Below are 18,947 nucleotides of genomic sequence, written 5' to 3'. Positions count from 1 at the left end.
CGAAACGTAGGGGGTGTTCTTTTCCTCTGTCAATGAAAGAAACAAGAGCCTTTCAAGAAGCCTCTACAGAGGACCCGGGCCATTCAAATATGCGACAGAGGCCGGGTGTTGACAGTTGATCGAAGGGAGTGTTGGCTGCCGCATGTTCTCGAGGCGCTATCTGAACGTGAGGATCCATGCCTGTGATCTCCTTCGCCCCTGAGACCGGGGTCTGGCTGCTCTGCACTCCCCGCACGTCGTACGCGCTCCGGATCGATGAGACCGGAGCGCCCTGTCATCTCGCGTGGGGACCACGGCTGACCCTGGAGGAGGCAGAGGAGTTCGCCACTCCCCCGGCCCCGCACCCCAGCAGTTTCGAGGGGCGGCCGCCCGTCGGCGATGAGCTCCCCGTGGACGGCGGGGCGCGCTACGGAACCCCCTCGCTTCAGGTGCGCTTCGCCGACGGCACCCGCGCCTTCGAATGGCAGGCGACAGGCCACCGCGTCCACGAGCCCGCGCCGGGATCGACGGAGCTGGCCCTGGAGTTCCGTGACCGGCACTACGCCCTGGAGATCACTCTCCACTACCGCGTCCACGACGACAGCGACGCCGTCGAGCGCTGGTCCGTGCTGCGCAACACCGGCGAGGAAGCCGTGACGCTGCTGCGCGCCGACTCCGCCGCATGGACCCTTCCGGCGAGGGACGACTACCGGCTCAGCCATGTCACGGGCCAGTGGTCCGCCGAGACCCAACTGCACCGGGACCGCGTGCCGTTCGGCGAGACGGTGCTCACCAGCCGCAGGGGCATCACCAGCCATCACGCCAACCCCTGGGTGATGCTCGACGCGGGCGGCGCGACCGAAGAGCACGGCCAGGTGTGGTGCGCGGCCCTGGCCTGGAGCGGCGGCTGGCGCGTCACCGTGCAGCGCACCCCTGACGGCCGGGCGGGCCTCACCGGCGGCGCAGGCCACGACGGCATGACCCAACCCCTCGCACCAGGCGAGGAGTTCACCACTCCCCAGTACGTCGGCCTCTACACGGACGGCGGTTTCGGCGAGGCGAGCCGCGCCTGGCACGCGTACGTCCTCGGCCACGTGCTCCCCCACCCCGAGGAGACACGACCGGTCCTCTACAACTCCTGGGAGGCCACCGGATTCGACGTCGACGAGGGAAACCAACTGCGCCTGGCCGCCCGGGCGGCGGCGCTCGGCGCGGAGCTCTACGTCATGGACGACGGATGGTACGGCGCACGCCGCGGCGAAGGCGCCGGGCTCGGCGACTGGACACCGTCACCGGACCGCTTCCCCGAGGGGCTCGCTCCCCTGGTGCGCGAGGTGCACCGGCTCGGGATGGGCTTCGGTCTGTGGGTGGAGCCCGAGATGGTCAACCCGGACAGCGATCTCTACCGTCAACACCCTGACTGGGTCCTGCACTTCCCGCACCGCACCCGCACGGAGCTGCGCAGCCAACTGGTGCTGAACTTCGCACGGCGTGACGTCGCGGACTGGGCGTACGGCTGGCTGACCCGCCTGGTGGGCGACCACGGCATCGACTTCCTCAAGTGGGACATGAACCGCGCGCTCAGCGAGGCGGGCTGGCCGGACCGGGCGGACGGCACGGAGCGCGTGCGGACGGCGTACGTGCACCGCCTCTACGACGTCATCGACCGGCTCCGCGCCGACCATCCCGGCCTGCGGATCGAGGCGTGCAGCGGCGGTGGCGGGCGGGTCGACCTGGGCATGCTGTCCCGCACGGACCAGGCATGGGCCTCGGACAACACCGACGCGGCGGACCGCGTCCTCATCCAGCACGGCTACGGCCAGATCTACCCGGCCCGGACCATGGCCGCGTGGGTGACCGACGTGCCCAACCCGCTCACCGCCCGGTCGGTTCCGCTGCGCTTCCGATTCCATGTCGCGATGGCCGGTGTGCTCGGCCTCGGCGGCGACCTGACCCGCTGGACCGACGAGGAACTGGCGGAAGGCGCGGCGCTGGTGGCCGAGTACAAGCGCGTGCGCCACCTCGTCCAGCACGGGACCCTGCACCGCCCGCGCGGCCCGGTCGACGACGGCCCGGCCGCGGTGCAGTACACCGCGGCGGACGGCAGCGAGGCTCTGCTCCTTGCCTGGCAGAGGGCCCCGCGCCACGGCGCCGCGCACCCGCCGCTGCGCCTCGCCGGCCTCGATCCCTCCGCTCGCTACCGTGACGCCCGCACGGGTGCGGTCCATTCCGCGACCGTACTGAGCGACTACGGACTCCGGCCCGAGCTGCCGCGTGGCGACTGGGCCAGCCTGGCGGTGCACTTGGTCCGGGTCCCTTGACGGTGGATCAAGTCGTCTGTTGCCCCAGCTCGGCGAGCATCTTGAGCATGGCCTTGGCGGAGGGCTCCTCGGAGTCGATCCCCTGGATCTCGGCGCCTTCGAACAGGGCGGGCTCGGCGCTGCGGGGGAACATGGCCTGTTCGTACTCGGTGAGTGCGGCCTCGATGTCGTCGGGGTGCGCGGCGAGGGACTTGCCGAGCTCGGCGCCGTCGAGCATGGCCAGGTTGGCACCCTCGCCGTTGGGGGCGGTGAGGTGGGCGGCGTCCCCCAGCAGGGTCACCCCCGGGACCCGGTCCCACCGGTGGCCGGTCGGCAGGGCGAAGAGGGGGCGCAGGGCCGGCGGGGTATCGGTGTCGGTGATCAGCGCGGTGAACTCCGGCGCCCAGCCGTCGAATTCCTGGGCGATGCGCGCGGTGGCCACGGCGGCATCGCCGAAATCGATGGACTCGAACCAGTCCTGCGACCTGGACAGTCCCACGTACGCGTGCAGGGTGCCGCCCTTCTCCCGGTGAGCGAAGATCTCCCGGTCCGGTGCGGGCACGATCATCGACCCACCGCCGACCGCCTTCGCGACGGCGGGGTGCCGGGTGCAGGCGTCGAACAGGTAGGTGTCGACGACCGACTTGCCGACGTACTCGGGTGTGGCGGTGGAGAGCAGCGGCCGGACCCGTGACCACGCGCCGTCCGCGCCGACCAGCAGGCTCGCCATGACGGTGCCGCCGTCGGCGAACGTCACCTCGTGGCGGCCATCGCCGAGAGCACGCGTGCCGCTGACCTTGTGATCCCACCGGACGGTGCCGGCGGGGAGCGCGTCGAGCAGGATCTGTCGCAGCTCGCCGCGCTGCACCTCGGGGCGGCCCCCCGTGCCGTCGTCGGTCGTCTCGTGCAGGAGGTTCCCGTCCGGGTCCAGGACGCGCATGGCCTGGCGGCCCTCCAGGATGATGCCGCGGAACTCGTCCATCAAGTCAGCCGCTTCGAGGGCGAGTTGTCCGTTGTAGTCGTGGATGTCGAGCATCCCGCCCTGCGTGCGTGCCGTCGGGGAGGACTCCGCCTCGTACACCGTGGCCGGGATTCCGCGGACGTGCAGGACGCGGGCCAGGGTGAGGCCGCCGAGTCCGGCGCCGATGATCGTGACGGGGGTGCGCATGGCGACTCCTCCAGGTCGGGGCCGCCCGTGATCTCCGGCGGCCGTTCCTGGAAAGGTGTCAGGACACCCCGACAAGCCACCGACAGCTGTCCGACAGTCCCCGCCTAGCCGCTCGCCATGGCGCGGCGGACGCTCTCGTGGAGCAGGGCGCGGCGCTGCTCGTGCAGTTCCGGCGGCTCCTGGGCGGTCGCGGCGTAGACATTGCTGACCGGTGACCACGCCATCGACATGGCGATGACCATGGCCATCACGTCGAACGGATCCCCTTCGCGCACCAGCCCGGCGGCCTGCGCCTCGGCGATGGCGCGCAGCTTGCGGTCGTCGAGGCGGTCGGGGTCGTCGACCAGGTGACCTGTCGGGCGTCGCTCCAGGCGGGCCCAGGTGGCGAGCCGGATGAGGTCGGGGCGCAGGAGGTACTCGTCATAGAGACGCACCGCCCAGTCCGCGAGGTCCGCGGCGTCGATCGGCACGACGTTCACGATCCGCTCCAGCGAACCGAAGAAGATGGCGTCGAACAGCCCTTCCTTGTTCCCGAAGTAGGCATAGAGCTGAGCCTTGTTGGTGCGCGCGGCGGCCACGATCCGCTCGATGCGCGCCCCGGCGATCCCGTGCTCGGCGAATTCCTGGGTCGCCACGTCGAGGATGCGCTGGTAGGTCGCGGCTCCGCGTGTGGTCAAGGGCTGGTCGGCCATGCCCGCAGGCTACCAAACAGAACAGTTGGTTTGTCTGGCGGTCCGCAGGCGCCTACTCTCCAAATAGACCGAACAGTCTGTCTGAGGATCCGAGGAGGGCCCATGAGGACCACTGTGAGCTGGCAGGCCGAAGGACCGGCGACGACGCTGCGGCGGACCCCGCTGAAGCGGCGCGACCTGCGCCCTGACGACCTCGCGATCCGGGTGGACTACTGCGGGGTCTGCCACACGGATCTGCACGCCGTCCGGTCCCGCGAGGACGGCCGGCCCCTGGTGCCGGGGCACGAGTTCACGGGCGTGGTGACCGAGACGGGGTCCGAGGTCTCCGGCGTCACGGGCTTCGCCGTCGGTGACGCGGTGGCGGTGGGCAACATCGTCGATTCGTGCGGCACGTGCGCCATGTGCCGGGCCGGCCAGGAGAACTTCTGCCATGCGTTCCCGACCCTCACCTACGGCGGAGTCGACCGCCACGACGGGTCGACCACCCAGGGCGGCTACTCCCGTGAGTACGTCGTCCGGTCCCGCTTCGCATACCCCCTCCCCTCCGTCCTCGACCCGGCCGCCGCCGCTCCCCTGCTCTGCGCCGGGGTCACCGTCTGGGAACCGCTGCACGCCCTCGCCGTGGGGCCGGGCGTCCGCGTCGCCGTGGCGGGCCTCGGCGGTCTGGGGCATCTCGCCGTCAAGATCGCCGTGGCGCTCGGTGCCGAGACCTCGGTCATCAGCCGCTCGCCGGACAAGGCCGACGACGCGCGCCGCCTCGGCGCGCACGACGTGATCGTCTCCACCGACCCGGAAGACATGGCCGCCGCTCGCGACCGGTTCGACGTCGTCATCGACACCATCGCCATCCCGCACGACCTCGGCCCCTACCTGCGCCTGGTCGCGCTGGACGGGACGCTCAGCCACCTGGGCCACCTCGGACCCGTCACCCTGGAGACCACCGACCTGCTCATCGGACGCAAGCGACTGAGCTCCGCGGGGAGCGGCGGGAGGCCCGCGACCGCCGCCATGCTGACCTTCTGCGCCGAGCACGGCATCACCGCCGACATCGAACTGCTCCCGTCGGCCCGCGTGAACGAGGCACTCGACCGGCTCGGGCGCAACGACGTCCGCTACCGCTTCGTGCTCGACTTGTCCGACCTGGACTGAGACACGAATCCTGCCCCCTGCCCTCTGCCCCCTATCCCTTGCCCCTTGCCCCCCCTGAGCTCGGCGAGAGGAGGCCCCCGGCCGCAGCAGCTCGACTTGATAGGCAAGTGAGCGTTTGCCTATCATGTGGTCGTGGCCGACGAACTCTTCAAAGCCTTGGCCGACCCCACCCGTCGCATCATCCTCGACGAGCTCACGGAGAAATCCGGACAGACCCTGTTCGAGATCTGTTCGCGACTGAGCATGAGGCACCAGCTCGGCATCTCCCGTCAGGGGGTCTCCCAGCACCTTGGCGTACTGGAGGCCGCCGGGCTCGTCGAGACCAGGCGGGAGGGCCGCTACAAGTACCACGACCTCAACACGGCCCCACTGCGGCACATCGTCGAGCGATGGCCCGTGCCCGACACATCCCGACCGGAGGAGAGCACTCCATGAAGATCCATCTGACCAGCGTCTTCGTCGACGACCAGGCCAAGGCCGAGGCCTTCTACACCGAGATCCTCGGCTTCGTGAAGAAGCACGACGTCCCGGTGGGCGAGAAGGACCGGTGGCTGACCGTCGTCTCACGCGACGAGCCCGGCGGCACCGAGCTCCTCCTGGAGCCCGCCGGCCACCCTGCCGTCAAGCCCTACCGCGACATGATCGTCAAGGACGGCATCCCTCTCGCCCAGTTCGCCGTCGACGACGTACAGGCGGAGTACGAGCGCCTGCGCGACCTCGGCGTCCACTTCACCCAGGAGCCCTTGGACATGGGCCCCATCACGACCGCCGTCTTCGACGACACGTGCGGCAACCTGATCCAGATCGCGACCGAACCGCAGTAGGGCGGATCGCGGCAACCATCGCGCGCCCGGCGGCGACTACGAGGCGAGCCGCTCATCGGAAACTCCCCGAAGGAGACGTTCCCATGATCATTCCTCGCTCCCCCGCGCTCGTCAGAGTCCGATCCCGCGTACGGAAATCGATGCGGGCCAGGCGCCTGGCATCGCTCGCCGGCGCCACCGGCATCGCCGCCGCGGCCGTCCTTGCCGTCCCGGGCACGGCGGCCGCGCACGGCGTGGCCATGATGCCCGGGTCGCGCACCTACCTCTGCTACAAGGACCTGCTCGCCAACTCCTCCACCCAGATGCCCACCAACCCCGCCTGCAAGGCGGCAGTTCAGGAGGCCGGCACCACCCCGCTGTACAACTGGTTCGCCGTGCTCGACTCCAACGCGGGCGGTCGCGGCGAGGGTTACGTCGAGGACGGCACCCTGTGCAGCGCGGGCGACCGCAGCCCCTACGACTTCTCCCCCTACAACGCCGCCCGCACCGACTGGCCCGTCACTCACCTCACCGCCGGTGACACCATCGAGGTGAACTACAGCAACTGGGCCCACCACCCTGGCCAGTTCAAGGTGTACGTCACCAAGGAGGGCTTCGACCCACAGCAGCCGCTGGGGTGGTCGGACCTGGAGAACGTACAGACCGTTCAGAACCCTCCGCAGGAGGGCGGCCCCGGCAGCGAGGCGGGTCACTACTACTGGGACCTGCAACTGCCGGAACGGACCGGTCAGCACATTCTGTTCGTCCAGTGGATCCGCTCCGACAGCCAGGAGAACTTCTTCTCCTGCTCCGACGTGGTCTTCGACGGTGGCAACGGCGAGGTCACCGGATTGACCGGCGGCGAACGGTCGAGCACGGCCGTGACCGCGCTCGGCGCGGGCAAGCAGAACACCGAGGCGGAAGCGGTGCACGAGGGCCACGAGAACCATGAAAGCCATGACGGCGGCTCGTCGGCCGACGCCCGCCCCGCGCCCGACACCACCCCGGACATCGCGAACGCCGCCTCCGACTCCCCCATGGACTCCTCTGGCGCCGGTCTGGTGGGCGCCCTCGCGGGTGCCGGTGCCGTGATCCTCGCCGGCGGTACCGTCCTGCACCTGCGCCACCGCAGGCCGGACGCGGATCAGTAGGTGCGCCCCTGCCGCCGGGCCAGCGCCAGCACGCTCAATCCGAACATCAAGACCCCCAGGGGGAGATGGACCGACGGGACGTGCGCGATGCCCAGCACCACCTGAACCGAAGCGAGTGCGAGGAAGCCGGACGCATGCCAGACAGGCCGCGGCGAGCCGCCGCCCGGCTTCCACGCCAGCACGGCGGCGAGCACGTACAGCATCGACGCCCCGTACATCACGCGGGCTCCGGCGCTGTGCAGCGTCTCTCCATAGGACGAGGTCAGCAGGAGTCCTGAGGAGACCGCCTGGAGGAAAATCGTCAGGGTCTGCAGGGCGATCGCGATCTGCAGGAACGAAACGCCGCGCCGTGCGTTCGCGTTCGCGTTCGCCGTCACCTGGGTGGCCATGTCGCAGTCCCCTTTTCCGCCCGCGGGCAGTGGATCGATAAGGTCTCACCTGCCCGACGACGCGGGCCTGCGAAAGGTAAGGCGAGGGGCGGCCGGAAGCATGGGGACTGTCGGGACCAGCACCGATGAGATAGCCGGCGAGCGACACCAACTGATCAATGTCGCCTACCGGTTGCTCGGCTCGGTGACCGAGGCCGAGGACGCCGTACAGGACGCCTACGCACGCTGGTACGGGCTGTCGCGAAGCCGCCGGGAGGAGATCCTGTCCCCCGGCGCCTGGCTGACGACGGTGACCGGCCGCATCTGCCTGGATCTGCTCGGCTCGGCGCGGGCCCGCCGTGAACGCTATGTCGGCGCGTGGCTGCCCGAGCCACTGCCCGATCGCACCCAATGGGACCACGCGGGCGGCGCCGACCTCGCCGGCCGCGCGGACCCCGCCGACCAGATCGTCCTGGACGAGTCGGTGACCATGGCCTTCCTCGTCGTCCTGGAGTCGATGACGCCTGCCGAGCGGGTGGCGTTCGTCCTGCACGACGTCTTCCGCTACCCCTTCGCCGAGATCGCCGCCGTCCTCGGCCGGACGCCCGCCGCCTGCAAGCAGCTGGCGGCCTCGGCCCGGCGGCGGGTGAGCGTCGCGCGCGCTCCGGTGACGGAGACGGCGACGGCGACGGCGACGGCGACCGGCCGGGCAGACTTGGTGCGGCACGTCAAAGAGGCTTGGGAGACCAAGGACATCGCGGCCCTCGTCGGTCTCCTCGATCCGGCCGCGGTGATGACCGCCGACGGCGGCGGCATGGTCGGCACCGTCCTGCATCCGGTCGAGGGCGGCGCACGCATCGCCCAGTACATGGTCGCCATCGCCGACAAGGCTCCCGGGCTCGAACTCCTGGAGTGCTCGGTCAACGGAATGCCGGGCCTGGTGGCCCGGCGTGGCGGCATCGTCATGACCGTAGCCGCGTTCGACGTCTCCGACGGGCGCGTCACGCGGATCTGGGCGGTCCGCAACCCCGAGAAGCTGCGCCCGTGGACGCGGGAGGGCTAGCTCACGGATCACCCTTTCCTCGCGAAGGAAGACCGTGAATTCCCCGGGAAAGAACTTCTTCTTCTGTCGACGTCGGCCGGGATCTCGCCGCCTCTCCCTCATGAATTTCAGCCCAACCGCGTCTTACGACGAATGATCGCGCCGCGGATGAGCCGTCAAACACCCCTGGCCAACAGGTACTTGTGCCGCCCGCGCCAGTAATCCGCGTACGCATCGCCCGCACATCGCATTACAACCCACCCCAAACCCCGGCAGTCACACGTAATTGCAAGGACCACGTATGCCTCACGGAGGTTATGTAATGCCCTCTCAGCCCTCTCACCGCATCAACCACCGGATTATCCGTACCGCGTCGGCGGTGACGCTCGCTCTCGGTACGGGACTGGCCGCTCCGTTCCTCCTGGCGGGCACCGCCACTGCCGCGGCGCCGGAAGCGACTGCCGCGTTCAGCGAGAGCGACCACGGGATCCTTTACACGGCGGCCTCCGGCCAGACGAATCAGGTGACCGTCACCGCCTCGAAATCCGCAGGAACCGAAGAGATCACCTATGTGATCGACGATGCCGTTCCGGTCAGTGCGGGAGACGGCTGCTCTTACCCCGACAGCACGGACCGCACCAAGGTCTCCTGCACCGTCGCCACTCTGGAGAGCCAGGACCCGTACGCCACTTTGAAGTTGGCGCTCGGCGACGGTGACGACACCGTCTCCTACGACAACTCCACCGACCAGACGTACTACTTCGCGCGGGCCGAGCTCGGCGACGGCAAGGACACCTGGAACCACACCGGCGGCGTCGACGGCAACTCCGTCCTCGGCGAGGCGGGCAACGACGACCTCTCGGTGGGCGAGGCCGGCGTGGTGAGCGGCGGTGACGGCAACGACACGCTCCATGCCGCCGACGGCAGCATCGCGCAGGGCGGCAACGACAACGACACGATCTACTCGGACGGCGAGGAGAGCGCGGTCGACGGCGGCGCGGGCGACGACGTGATCCAGGGCGGCGCCGAGAGGCAGAACCTGTCCGGCGGCGACGGCAACGACAGGATCCGCGGCGGGGCCGGCGACGACTTCCTCTACGGCGGCAAGGGCAACGACATCCTGTACGGCAACAGCGGCAACGACACGATCTACGGAAACAGCGGGAATGACGAGCTGTACGGCGGCGCGGGCCAGGACACCCTCTCCGGCGGTCCCGGCACCAACATCGTTCACCAGGACTGACCTTCACATAGCCGGGGGTGCCGCGCGGTCATCCGTACGGCACCCCCGTCTCACCCCCGACGCACGCGTGCTTGGCGGCTCGCGCGACGGAAGAACGGCTCAACGGACCCGGTCGTAGACGAGGGCCAACGTCCCGTGCTCGCCCGCGCTCTGGCTGACGAGCGACCACTTCCCCGTGGTCTGCGGCTGGCGCGCTTCGGCGAGCTGGGCGAGGACCCGACCGAGCGGGGCCGCTCGGCCAGCAGGCTCACGAGCCGCCAGCGGGCCGGGTCCGCCCGTGCGGAGGGGAGTGCGTGCCGCCCATAGGCTGGCTGCTTGGTTGACACGGCAAGAGGCAGGCAGGGGCAAGAGGGCGGGAGCGGGAGCGGGACAATCGCTTCATGACGCGCTCTGCACCGGACACCCACAACAACGACGGCAGCTATCTCCTCGACAACGCACAGTCCGAGGCGGGCACCCGTTTCGACGCGCTCGGCGAGCTCTTCGACCCGACCACGTTCCGGCACATCGAGGCCCTGGGGATCACCTCGGGGTGGCGGTGCTGGGAGGTCGGGGCCGGCGGTCTCTCGGTGGTGACGTGGCTGGCCGACCGGGTCGGGCCGACCGGCCGGGTCCTGGCGACCGACATCGACACTTCCTGGGCCTCGCGAGCAGCAGGCGGCGTCATCGAGGTGCTGCGCCACGACGTGGGCCGGGACGAACCGCCGGCGGGCGGCTTCGACTTCGTCCACGCCCGGTTGGTGTTGGTGCACGTGGCCGACAGGGAGCGGGCGCTGCGCGCGATGGCCGGTGCGCTGCGGCCGGGCGGGTGGCTGCTGGTGGAGGACGCCGACCCGGCGTCGCAGCCGCTGATCTGCCTGGACGAGTACGGCCCCGAGCAGGCGCTGGCCAACAGACTGCGGGCCGGATTCCGCTCGCTGCTCGCGGCTCGCGGCGCCGACCTGGCCTACGGGCGCAAGGTCCCCCGGCTGCTGCGGGAGGCGGGACTGACCGATGTCACCGCGGACGCCTACTTTCCGATCACGTCACCGGCCTGCGATGTCCTGGAGGCGGCGACGGTCCGACAGGTGCGCGAGAAGCTGGTCGCTGCGGGGCTCGCGACCGACGAGGAGATCGACCGGCACCTCGCGAGCGTCACGTCCGGCCGCCTCGACCTCACCACCTCCCCGATGATTTCCGCGTGGGGACGCCGGCCATAGGGGCACGGCACGGGGGCCCGGCCCGCCGTCCGCGGGGCGGCTCAGGGACCTGCCTGGCGGATCGTGCCCTCTCAGGGCTCCACGCCGCAGCGTCGCGCGATCACCTCAAGGCGTTCGAGTTCGCGCCGCGCCGCGGTCGGGTGGGCGAGGTCGAGGGCCATCTCGGCGCGGGCAGTGACGTAGAGGATGTCCTGGCGTGTGGCCGCGTCGATGTCTGGGGCGGCCTGGAGGCGGCGGCCCGTGACGGACAGGGAGACCGCGACGTGGTCGAGACGGTCCTGCAGCCCCAAGGGCAGCACCTGCCGCAGTACGTCCTTGGCGTAGTCGCGCGCCTGCCGGTCCGCCTCGCAGGGGCGAGGCGGCGAGGGAGCCCAGCGAAGGGCTGCCTCCCTGGCGTCGTCGTACATGTCCGCCACCAGTGCGCGTGCGGTGCTGAAATCGCCTTCAGACGCGGACTCGCGGGCCGACTCCAACAGGGACCGCAGTCGGGCGCGGACCTGGGGGTCCTCACCCGTGCGGGCGTCCAGATAGCCGGACCACACGTCGAACGCCTTGCTCAACTCGGCGTCCGCCATGGCCTCGTACGCGTCCGGCACTCCGCCGCCTCTCCCGTCGGGCCGTCCCGGTGCGGACGGCAGCGGTTCACGATAGGGCGGGTGTCGGGGGCGATGCCTGCGAATTTCCGGCCGCCGGGAAGAGGGTCCGACGCGGCCTCGGGGCCCAGTCGGCCCGCACGGGTGCCCCCGATGTCCGGGGCTAGGTTGCCGCCGCGAAAGCGTCGACGCCCGTGAGGTCGGCCGACAGTGCCCACAGGCGCGCGGCCTGCTCGGGGTCGGTCGCGTGTGCGTGCACGCCGCCTTCCGATCCTTCGCCCGCCGGATCGGCGATGTCGCAGTCCTCGCAGTACACGCCACCCATGCCCGTGAGCTGGGGAGAGGTCGCCGCCCATACCTGCGTCGCCGCGCCCTGCCCGGGCGTCTTGAAGGTGGGATCGGTCGGGGTGCCGTTCTCGTCGATCCAGCCCGCGTCGACCATCTCCTCCTTCGCGAGGTGGCGCTGCAGGGGGGTGAGGATGCTGCCCGGATGCAGTGCGAACGCTCTGACTCCGGCGTCGCGGCCGAGCGCATCGAGGTGCACGGCGAACAGCACGTTCGCCGTCTTCGCCTGCCCGTACGCCTGCCATCTGTCGTAGCCGCGCTCGAACTGCACGTCGTCCCAGCGCATGCCGGTGATGCCGTGGGCACCGGAGGACACCGCGATCACTCGCGCGCCGCCGCGGGCGATCGCAGGCCAGAGGTGGTTGATCAGCGCGTAGTGACCGAGGTGGTTGGTGGCGAACTGCGCCTCCCATCCCGGCCCGACCCGCGTCTCGGGGCAGGCCATGACCCCGGCGTTGTTGATCACGATGTCGACCGTGCGCTCCGAGGCCAGGAACCGGTTGGCGAAACCGCGGACGCTGTCGAGGTCGGAAAGGTCGAGGTCGTCGGTCTCAACACCGTCGATGCCCTCGACCGCCTCCCGAGCGGCTGCCCGTCGCCGGGCGGGGACCACGACACGGGCTCCGGCACCGGCCAGAGCCCGGGTTGCCTCCAGACCAAGACCCGAGTAGCCACCAGTGACGATCGCGGTGCTGCCGGACAGGTCGATCCCGCTCAGGACGTCGCTCGCGGTGCTCCGGGCACCGAAGCCCGATCCGATCTTGTGCTGAGGTGTCGTCATGGCGGAGACGCTAGATGCTGGACCGCGCTCTAGGTCAAGGGCTGTTGGCGGCGAGGCTGCTGTGGTCGTGATCGCTCCCAGCCTCCGTGGCCGTACGACGGAGCTCATTGAGGATGCCCACGAGATCAGTGATCACTCGTCAGGCCGGAGTCGGCAGGGGACTTGCGAGTCCCTGGCGGAAAACCGCGTGCGCCCAAGATCTGCCCGCGTTATCGTCGGCCGTATGAACGTCACCGGCCCACACACCACCGCGACCGCGCGAGCGACCAGCTCGCCGGTTGCCGCCGCCTGACGTACTTCCCCCTTTCCACCGGCGACCGGACACGGTCCGCCGGTGGTTTTCCGTGGCTCTGCCGCTTCGGTTCCGGTGTGCGGACGCGTAGTCCGGTGCCTCCCCGCTGTGTATGCGAAGGAGCCACCCATGAACACCGAATCGATCACCACCGAAGACGTCGTGCGCACATTCGTCGAGTACTACGAGGAGCGAGGACACCGCCGGATCACCGGCTCGACGCTGCTGCCGCCGCCCGGTGACCCGGTGCTGTTCACCAGCTCGGGCATGCATCCGCTCACCCCGTACCTGGAGGGGCGGCCTCATCCGCTGGGCAGGCGTCTGGTCAATGTGCAGCGCTGTCTGCGCACCACGGACCTGGAGGAGGTCGGCGACTCCACCCATCTGACCGTGTTCGAGATGCTCGGCACCTGGTCGCTCGGCGACTACGAGGGCCCGCGGAGCCTCGACTGGGGCTACGGGCTGCTCACCGACGGGTTCGGCATCGATCCACGTCTGCTGCACGCCACCGTTTTCGGTGGCGACGACCAGCTCGGGCCCGACACCGCATCGCTGGAGCTGTGGCAGCAGCGCGGGGTGCCGGTGGAGCTCACCGTCGAGGACAACTGGTGGTCCAACGGGCCCACCGGCCCGTGCGGCCCCGACTCGGAGATCTTCCTGTGGACCGGCGACACCCCGCCGGAATCGACGCCGACCGGTGACGACCGCTGGGTGGAGGTGTGGAACCACGTCATGATGCGCCACCGTCGGCTCGCCGACGGGTCACTCGTACCGCTCCCCCAGCGCAACATCGACACCGGGCTCGGCCTGGAGCGGCTGGCCTCGCTGCTTCAGGGGCGTACGTCGGTCTTCGAGAGCGACCTCTTCGACCCCTGGCGTCGGCTCGTGCCGGGCCTGTGGCACATGGACGAGCCGTCGCTACGGCTCGTCTGCGACCATCTGCGCTCGGCCATGGTGGTGATCGGCGACGGGGTACGCCCGGCCAACACCGGCCGCGGTTACGTGCTGCGCCGACTCGTGCGGCGGGTGCTCACCGTACTGTGGCGGGACGACGACTCCTCACGCGAACTCGTGGACCTGCCGGGCGAGTTGATGCGGCACACCCTGGATCACTTCCGCCAGGACGTGGATCCTGGCGAAGTGCGCCGGGTACTGATCGAGGAGGAACAGCGGTTCAGGAAGCTCCTGGAGCGGGGCCGCCAGGTACTGGCCCGGCCCCGGTTCCAGGGTTCGCTGGACGAGGAGGACTTCCACTACCTCCACGACACCCACGGTCTGCCACGCGACCTGATTCTGGCCTTGCGTCAGGGGTGAGGGGTGACGGGTGAGGGGGACGGGTGAGGGGTGTCACGCGTCGACCACCAAGTGGCCCAGCGGTCGGGAGCAGCAGAGCAGGATCTTGTTGTCGGCGATCTCGCGGGGGCGGATGCCGCCGTTGTGCTGCATGTCGACCGAACCCGCGAGCAACGTGGTCTTGCAGGTGCCGCACATGCCGCGCGCGCAGGAAGCCGGCAGCGTGATGCCCGCACGGGACGCGGCGGCCAGGACGGACGAGCCCGCGTCACAGTCGATCGTGCGCCCGCTGCGGGTGAACTCGACCGTGAAGCTCTGCCCGGTGCCGGGCTCGACGGCCGGCCCCTGGAAGGTGAAGCTCTCCTCGTGGTAGCGGGCCATCTCGAAGCCCTCCGTCGAGAGCATGTTCCGCACGGCTTCCATGTAGCCGACGGGGCCACAGGTGAAGACCTCGCGTTCGAGGAGGTCGGGGGTGATCTCCCGGACCATCGCCGTGTTCAGTTGCTCGCCGCGGTCGTCGAGGAGGTGGATCACACGGAAGTGGGGAGCGGTGGCGGCGATGAACTCGAGTTCACGGCGGAAGATGATGTCGTCGAAGGTGCGGGCACTGTGGACGAACACCACGTCCACGGGGTGCGCCAGGTCGTAGAGGGTCCGGGTCATCGACATCACGGGCGTCACGCCGCTGCCGGCCGAGAGGAAGAGGTACTTCGGCGCCGGATGCCGGGTGATGGAGAAGTCGCCGAGTGGCCCCCGCGCTCGCACAGTGGCGCCCGGCAGCAGGCGCTCGTGGAGCCATGGGGAGACCAGGCCGCCCGGCATCCGTTTCACCGTGATCGTCAGGAGGTCGGGGCGGGTCGGCGGTGACGAGATGGTGTAGCAGCGTTCGACTGGGTGGCCGTCGATGTCAAGGACGAGGGTGAGGAACTGGCCGGGGTCGTGCCGGAACATCCGGGGTTCGGCGGATTCGAGGACGAAGGTCCGGACGTCGGATGTGACGTCGATGACCTGTTTGCACACGAGCAGCCCGTCGCCCCAGGCCGGCGGCAGGCCCCCGGTCGTCGTGGTCGTTGTCCTCGCCACCGCCGTCGTCATCATCGCCGTCGCCCTCATCGCTGTCGTCCTCGTCGCTGTCGTCCTCGTCGCTCCAGGTGTGCCCTCAGCCGGGTGATGTACCAGTTGACGAAGTCCTCGACCTGCGACTCGCTCGGGCTGTAGGGGCCGGGCACGTAGGCGGGGCTGCTGATGCCCTGGTGGGCGCGGGCGACGAAGGTCGCGTCCTGTTCGTTCGTGACCGCCCATACGCGCGTCAGGGCGTCGAGGTCGTAGTCGACTCCTTCCTCCGCATCCGCGTGCACCAGCCAGGTGGTACGTACGAGGGTCCGGTCCGACGCGAGCGGGATGACGGAGAACGTGACCGCGTGGTCGGCCGCGAAGTGGAACCAGGCGTTGGGCTGCAGGTGAAGACCGAGGTGCCCGAGGCGCGCCGTGGGGAAGTCCGCCAGCAGGGGCTTGACCGCGGCTGTGCCGTCCTCCGTGAAGGACTCGCCCGCGAGGTCGAGTGGTTCGCGTTGGATGCGGAAGCCGGTGGGGCGGTCGTCGAGCTCCTCGATCGGGGCGTAGGGAAGCCCGAGGGCCTCGTACGAGGCGCGTGCGTCCGCGTCGGCCTTGAGGAAGCGCTCGTAGGTGGGGAGCAGGGCCGGCGGGACGTTGGCCGCGGTGAAGTTGTAGAGGGGGAAGTAGCAGCGCTGGAGCTCGGGGTGGCCTGCGCAGTGGTAGCACTCCCGGTTGTTCTCCATGGTGAGCTTCCAGTTGCCGCGCTCGACGAGGTCGATCTGCTTCGCCACCTTGGCGTGGGGCAGGTTGTGCGGCGCGATGTAGGGCTCGACGCGGCGTGCGACCTCGTCGAAGTCGGCAGGGGGCCGCTCGGCGAGGCAGATGAAGACGAGGCCGGTGACCGTGCGCGCGTGGACGGATCGGAGGCCGAAGCACGAGCGATCGAAGTCGGGCGCCTGCGACTCGGCGTACCGCAGCCGGCCGTCCACGCCGTAGGTCCAATGGTGGTAGCCGCACACGATGTTGCCCACAGAACCGCGTTCCTCATTGAGGATGCGGGCGCCCCGGTGGCGGCAGACGTTGTGGAAGGCCCTCACCTCCTCGTCATCGTCGCGGACGAGGATGACGGAGTACGGTCCGACGGTGACCGTGACGTAGTCACCGGGTTCGGGGAGTTCGGCCTCCGTCGCGACGAAGAGCCAGCTGCGGGCGAAGACGGCCTCGATGTCGAGGTCGAAGAACTCGTCGCTCACGTAGAACGGGGCTTCGAGACTCTGGCCGACGGAACGTCGGGCGACGAGTTCGGCGGTATGCGTGACGGGGGTCGGTGCGTTCATCGCGTCTCTCCGATGGCTCGTCAGACCGGCAGGCACAGCCGCAGGGCGTCGTAGATCGCAGCGTGGATGTTGCGGCTGGTGACCGCGTCGCCGATGCGGAACAGCTGGTACCGGCCCGCGTCGTTGCGGACGACGTTCTGTACGTCGTGCGCCAGCAGGGCGCGGTGGTCCACCTCGCCGAGATTGCGGGAGCCGGCCAGCAGGTCGTTGTACAACTCGTCGTTGGGCAGGGTGCCGTGCTCGACCACGACGTGGTCCACGACCAGTTCGGTCTCGGTCTCCGGCTCGGTGTACTCGCTGTAGAGGGTCGCGGCCAGACGCCCGTCCCCGGTGCGGCGCACGGAACGCAGTCGCTGGGCGAGGACGGTGGTGACGCCGTCGGCTGCGAAGACCCGTAGATACGCAGGTGAGTTCATGCTGCCGACGTCGGGCGCGAGCATGCGCTCCGGCGTCACGTAGTGCAACCGGGCGCCGCTCGGGGCGAGGAGTTCCACGGCGTCCATCGCCGGATAGCCGCCGTGGTCGTCGTAGACCAGTACGGCGTCGGTGCTCCGAGGGCGCAGGGAGCCGGACATGACGTCCCAGGTGTCGGACACCAGGCGCTCGCCTTCGCCGAGGAAGGACCGGTTGGGGACACCCCCGGTGGCGACGACGACGAGGTCGGGGTGCTCGGCGAGCACGTCCTGGGCCTCGGCGTAGGTCCCCAGGCGGAGGTCGACGCCGAGGTGTTTGCACTCACCGACCCGCCAGTCGACGATGCCGAGCAGATCGCGGCGCCGGGGGTTCTGCGCGGCGAGCTGGATCTGGCCGCCGGGCTGGTCGCTTGCCTCGAACAGCACGACGTCATGGCCGCGTTCACCGAGGACGCGTGCGGCTTCGAGCCCGGCGGGACCGGCTCCGACGACGACGGCCTTCCGTCGGCGGCCGACGGCCGGGGGGACGATGTGCGGTACGTGGAGTTCGCGTCCGGTGGCCGGGTTGTGGATGCACTTGGTGTCCCCGGAGTCGTAGATCGCGTCCAGGCAGTAACTCGCGCCGACACAGGGCCGGATGCGGTCCTCCTGTCCGGTGGCCACCTTGGTCACCAGATGGGGATCGGCTATCTGGGCCCGGGTCATCCCGACCAGATCAAGGAGCCCGGCTCGCAGGGCGTGCCGCGCGGTGGCGGGGTCGGCGATGCGGGCCGCGTGCATCACGGGGATGTCGAGGCGGCGGCGTATCTCGCCGTTGAACTCCAGGAAGGGCGCCAGCGGGGTGCCGATCGAGGGGATCGTCCGGGCCAGGGAGGCGTCACTCTCGATGGAGCCCCGAATGGTGCTGATGAAGTCGATGCCGTCGGCGCTGAACTGCTCGGCCGCCGCCATCCCCTCGTCGAACGTCAGGCCGCCTGGGCGGTCCTCGGCGAGTGCCATCCGCAGGCCCACGACGAAGTCGGGGCCGACGGCATCGCGCACCGCACGGAGCACACGGCGCGGAACGGCAAGACGGTTCGTGAGGCTGCCGCCGAGCTCGTCGTCCCGGTGGTTCGTCGACGGGGACAGAAAGCTGTCGAAGAAGTGGCCGTACGACTGGAGCTCGATGCCGTCGAGGCCGCCCGCCCGGCAGCGCAACGCCGCGGCGACGTAGTCGGCGACGATGCGGTCGATGTCCCATGGCTCGGCGGCCTTGGGGAACGCGCGGTGCGCGGGCTCGCGCAGCGGCGACGCGGACACCACCGGCAGCCAGTCACCCGAGTAGTTGCTGGTGCGGCGGCCCAGGTGGGTGACCTGGCACATGACGGCCGCGCCGGCGTCGTGCACGTCGTCGGCAAGCCTGCGCAGCCACGGCACGATCTCGTCCCGGTACAGGAGCAGGTTGCCGAACGACGGCGGGCTGTCGGGGGACACGACCGCGGAGCCGCCGATCATCGTCAGGCCGACGCCGCCGCGCGCCTTCTCCAGGTGGTAGGCGCGGTAGCGGTCCTTGGGCAGGCCGTCCTCGCCGAAGGCCGGTTCATGGGACGTACTGACCACCCGATTGCGCAGGGTGAGGTGCTTCAGCCGGAAGGGCCGCAGCAGGGGATCCACGTTCGAGGTCTGTGCGCGCACATCCGCTCCTCGAGAAGCTCTGTGGGCGGAGAGACAGCGGCCACGGGCTGGGCCGCGCTCAGAAGGTCA

Annotated in this window: 17 protein-coding genes and 1 pseudogene; 9 read left to right on the top strand and 9 right to left on the bottom strand. The window is 70.0% G+C overall.

Translation table 11 applies throughout. From position 1 onward, the window contains the following. The first annotated feature begins 176 nt into the window (after positions 1 to 176). The gene (locus M4V62_RS41160; protein ID WP_249592306.1) at positions 177 to 2,300 is read left to right on the top strand and encodes an alpha-galactosidase; all 2,124 of its coding nucleotides are present in this window, start codon (positions 177 to 179) and stop codon (positions 2,298 to 2,300) included. Positions 2,301 to 2,307: 7 nt separating this feature from the next. Here the strand turns inward: M4V62_RS41160 and M4V62_RS41155 are convergent, their stop codons facing one another. Beyond that, positions 2,308 to 3,447: an FAD-dependent oxidoreductase gene (locus M4V62_RS41155; RefSeq protein ID WP_249592305.1), complete on the bottom strand. Its 1,140-nt coding sequence runs from the start codon at positions 3,445 to 3,447 to the stop codon at positions 2,308 to 2,310. A 104-nt stretch (positions 3,448 to 3,551) separates the two neighbouring features. Next, on the bottom strand, positions 3,552 to 4,139 hold the full coding sequence (locus M4V62_RS41150) for a TetR/AcrR family transcriptional regulator (protein WP_249592304.1): 588 nt from the start codon (positions 4,137 to 4,139) through the stop codon (positions 3,552 to 3,554). 102 nt (positions 4,140 to 4,241) lie between these two features. Here M4V62_RS41150 and M4V62_RS41145 point away from each other — a divergent pair, with 102 nt between their 5' ends. The 4 genes from M4V62_RS41145 (at position 4,242) to M4V62_RS41130 (ending at position 7,242) form a co-directional block, all read left to right on the top strand. Further along, entirely contained in the window at positions 4,242 to 5,288 is a 1,047-nt protein-coding gene (locus M4V62_RS41145; protein ID WP_249592303.1) for an NAD(P)-dependent alcohol dehydrogenase, read from the top strand. A gap of 132 nt (positions 5,289 to 5,420) precedes the next feature. Beyond that, the gene (locus M4V62_RS41140) at positions 5,421 to 5,723 is read left to right on the top strand and encodes an ArsR/SmtB family transcription factor (RefSeq protein WP_249592302.1); all 303 of its coding nucleotides are present in this window, start codon (positions 5,421 to 5,423) and stop codon (positions 5,721 to 5,723) included. Further along, a complete protein-coding gene (locus tag M4V62_RS41135) occupies positions 5,720 to 6,112 on the top strand; it encodes a VOC family protein (protein WP_249592301.1) in 393 nt (130 codons plus the stop codon). Before M4V62_RS41140 ends, M4V62_RS41135 begins: the two co-directional genes overlap by 4 nt. An 83-nt stretch (positions 6,113 to 6,195) precedes the next feature. Next, positions 6,196 to 7,242: a lytic polysaccharide monooxygenase auxiliary activity family 9 protein gene (locus tag M4V62_RS41130; protein WP_486388577.1), complete on the top strand. Its 1,047-nt coding sequence runs from the start codon at positions 6,196 to 6,198 to the stop codon at positions 7,240 to 7,242. Here the strand turns inward: M4V62_RS41130 and M4V62_RS41125 are convergent. Further along, positions 7,236 to 7,631 (bottom strand): hypothetical protein, encoded by a 396-nt coding sequence (locus M4V62_RS41125; RefSeq protein WP_249592300.1) that lies wholly within the window; start codon positions 7,629 to 7,631, stop codon positions 7,236 to 7,238. The two genes, M4V62_RS41130 and M4V62_RS41125, sit on opposite strands and share 7 nt — an antisense overlap. A 100-nt stretch (positions 7,632 to 7,731) precedes the next feature. Here M4V62_RS41125 and sigJ point away from each other — a divergent pair, with 100 nt between their 5' ends. Then, positions 7,732 to 8,673: an RNA polymerase sigma factor SigJ gene (gene sigJ / locus M4V62_RS41120; protein ID WP_249592299.1), complete on the top strand. Its 942-nt coding sequence runs from the start codon at positions 7,732 to 7,734 to the stop codon at positions 8,671 to 8,673. Between the two features lie 301 nt (positions 8,674 to 8,974). Then, the gene (locus M4V62_RS41115; protein ID WP_249592298.1) at positions 8,975 to 9,895 is read left to right on the top strand and encodes a calcium-binding protein; all 921 of its coding nucleotides are present in this window, start codon (positions 8,975 to 8,977) and stop codon (positions 9,893 to 9,895) included. Between the two features lie 99 nt (positions 9,896 to 9,994). Here M4V62_RS41115 and M4V62_RS44020 read toward each other — a convergent pair. Continuing rightward, positions 9,995 to 10,069 (bottom strand): annotated as a pseudogene (locus M4V62_RS44020) (dihydrofolate reductase family protein); the annotation flags it as partial. A 206-nt stretch (positions 10,070 to 10,275) separates the two neighbouring features. Between M4V62_RS44020 and M4V62_RS41110 the strand changes: the two are divergent. After that, positions 10,276 to 11,094, top strand: coding sequence for a methyltransferase domain-containing protein (locus M4V62_RS41110; protein WP_249592297.1), 819 nt, complete (start codon positions 10,276 to 10,278; stop codon positions 11,092 to 11,094). A gap of 71 nt (positions 11,095 to 11,165) precedes the next feature. Here M4V62_RS41110 and M4V62_RS41105 read toward each other — a convergent pair whose 3' ends face one another. Next, complete coding sequence (locus M4V62_RS41105; protein ID WP_249592296.1) at positions 11,166 to 11,690, bottom strand: hypothetical protein; 525 nt, start codon at positions 11,688 to 11,690, stop codon at positions 11,166 to 11,168. Between the two features lie 160 nt (positions 11,691 to 11,850). Continuing rightward, entirely contained in the window at positions 11,851 to 12,813 is a 963-nt protein-coding gene (locus M4V62_RS41100; RefSeq protein WP_249592295.1) for an SDR family NAD(P)-dependent oxidoreductase, read from the bottom strand. Positions 12,814 to 13,234: 421 nt separating this feature from the next. On the opposite strand from M4V62_RS41100, the gene M4V62_RS41095 reads away from it, so the two are divergent. Next, complete coding sequence (locus tag M4V62_RS41095; protein ID WP_425575137.1) at positions 13,235 to 14,419, top strand: alanine--tRNA ligase-related protein; 1,185 nt, start codon at positions 13,235 to 13,237, stop codon at positions 14,417 to 14,419. Positions 14,420 to 14,452: 33 nt separating this feature from the next. On the opposite strand, the gene M4V62_RS41090 is transcribed toward M4V62_RS41095, so the two are convergent. Genes M4V62_RS41090 through M4V62_RS41080 form a run of 3 tightly spaced genes read right to left on the bottom strand, consistent with a single transcriptional unit; the run spans position 14,453 to position 18,878 of the window. Continuing rightward, complete coding sequence (locus M4V62_RS41090; RefSeq protein ID WP_249592294.1) at positions 14,453 to 15,511, bottom strand: FAD-binding oxidoreductase; 1,059 nt, start codon at positions 15,509 to 15,511, stop codon at positions 14,453 to 14,455. Continuing rightward, a complete protein-coding gene (locus M4V62_RS41085) occupies positions 15,508 to 16,791 on the bottom strand; it encodes an aromatic ring-hydroxylating oxygenase subunit alpha (protein ID WP_249592293.1) in 1,284 nt (427 codons plus the stop codon). The genes M4V62_RS41090 and M4V62_RS41085 overlap by 4 nt, the downstream gene beginning before the upstream one ends. 20 nt (positions 16,792 to 16,811) lie before the next feature. After that, positions 16,812 to 18,878 carry an NADH:flavin oxidoreductase gene (locus tag M4V62_RS41080; protein WP_249592292.1) on the bottom strand — a complete coding sequence of 689 codons (2,067 nt, stop codon included), beginning with the start codon at positions 18,876 to 18,878 and terminating at the stop codon, positions 16,812 to 16,814. Between the last annotated feature and the right edge of the window lie 69 nt (positions 18,879 to 18,947).

This window comes from Streptomyces durmitorensis (genome assembly GCF_023498005.1).
GTDB classification, from domain to species: Bacteria; Actinomycetota; Actinomycetes; order Streptomycetales; family Streptomycetaceae; genus Streptomyces; species Streptomyces durmitorensis.
This window is presented reverse-complemented; position numbering and strand designations above follow the sequence as displayed.

What these genes read in the sequence shown, in the direction of transcription:
- M4V62_RS41160 (WP_249592306.1), top strand. Translation starts at nt 177, where the DNA reads ATGCCTGTGATCTCCTTCGCCCCTGAGACCGGGGTCTGGCTGCTCTGC.
- M4V62_RS41155 (WP_249592305.1), bottom strand. Translation starts at nt 3,447, where the DNA reads ATGCGCACCCCCGTCACGATCATCGGCGCCGGACTCGGCGGCCTCACC.
- M4V62_RS41150 (WP_249592304.1), bottom strand. Translation starts at nt 4,139, where the DNA reads ATGGCCGACCAGCCCTTGACCACACGCGGAGCCGCGACCTACCAGCGC.
- M4V62_RS41145 (WP_249592303.1), top strand. Translation starts at nt 4,242, where the DNA reads ATGAGGACCACTGTGAGCTGGCAGGCCGAAGGACCGGCGACGACGCTG.
- M4V62_RS41135 (WP_249592301.1), top strand. Translation starts at nt 5,720, where the DNA reads ATGAAGATCCATCTGACCAGCGTCTTCGTCGACGACCAGGCCAAGGCC.
- M4V62_RS41130 (WP_486388577.1), top strand. Translation starts at nt 6,196, where the DNA reads ATGATCATTCCTCGCTCCCCCGCGCTCGTCAGAGTCCGATCCCGCGTA.
- M4V62_RS41125 (WP_249592300.1), bottom strand. Translation starts at nt 7,631, where the DNA reads ATGGCCACCCAGGTGACGGCGAACGCGAACGCGAACGCACGGCGCGGC.
- sigJ (WP_249592299.1), top strand. Translation starts at nt 7,732, where the DNA reads ATGGGGACTGTCGGGACCAGCACCGATGAGATAGCCGGCGAGCGACAC.
- M4V62_RS41115 (WP_249592298.1), top strand. Translation starts at nt 8,975, where the DNA reads ATGCCCTCTCAGCCCTCTCACCGCATCAACCACCGGATTATCCGTACC.
- M4V62_RS41110 (WP_249592297.1), top strand. Translation starts at nt 10,276, where the DNA reads ATGACGCGCTCTGCACCGGACACCCACAACAACGACGGCAGCTATCTC.
- M4V62_RS41100 (WP_249592295.1), bottom strand. Translation starts at nt 12,813, where the DNA reads ATGACGACACCTCAGCACAAGATCGGATCGGGCTTCGGTGCCCGGAGC.
- M4V62_RS41095 (WP_425575137.1), top strand. Translation starts at nt 13,235, where the DNA reads ATGAACACCGAATCGATCACCACCGAAGACGTCGTGCGCACATTCGTC.
- M4V62_RS41090 (WP_249592294.1), bottom strand. Translation starts at nt 15,511, where the DNA reads ATGAGGGCGACGGCGATGATGACGACGGCGGTGGCGAGGACAACGACC.
- M4V62_RS41085 (WP_249592293.1), bottom strand. Translation starts at nt 16,791, where the DNA reads ATGAACGCACCGACCCCCGTCACGCATACCGCCGAACTCGTCGCCCGA.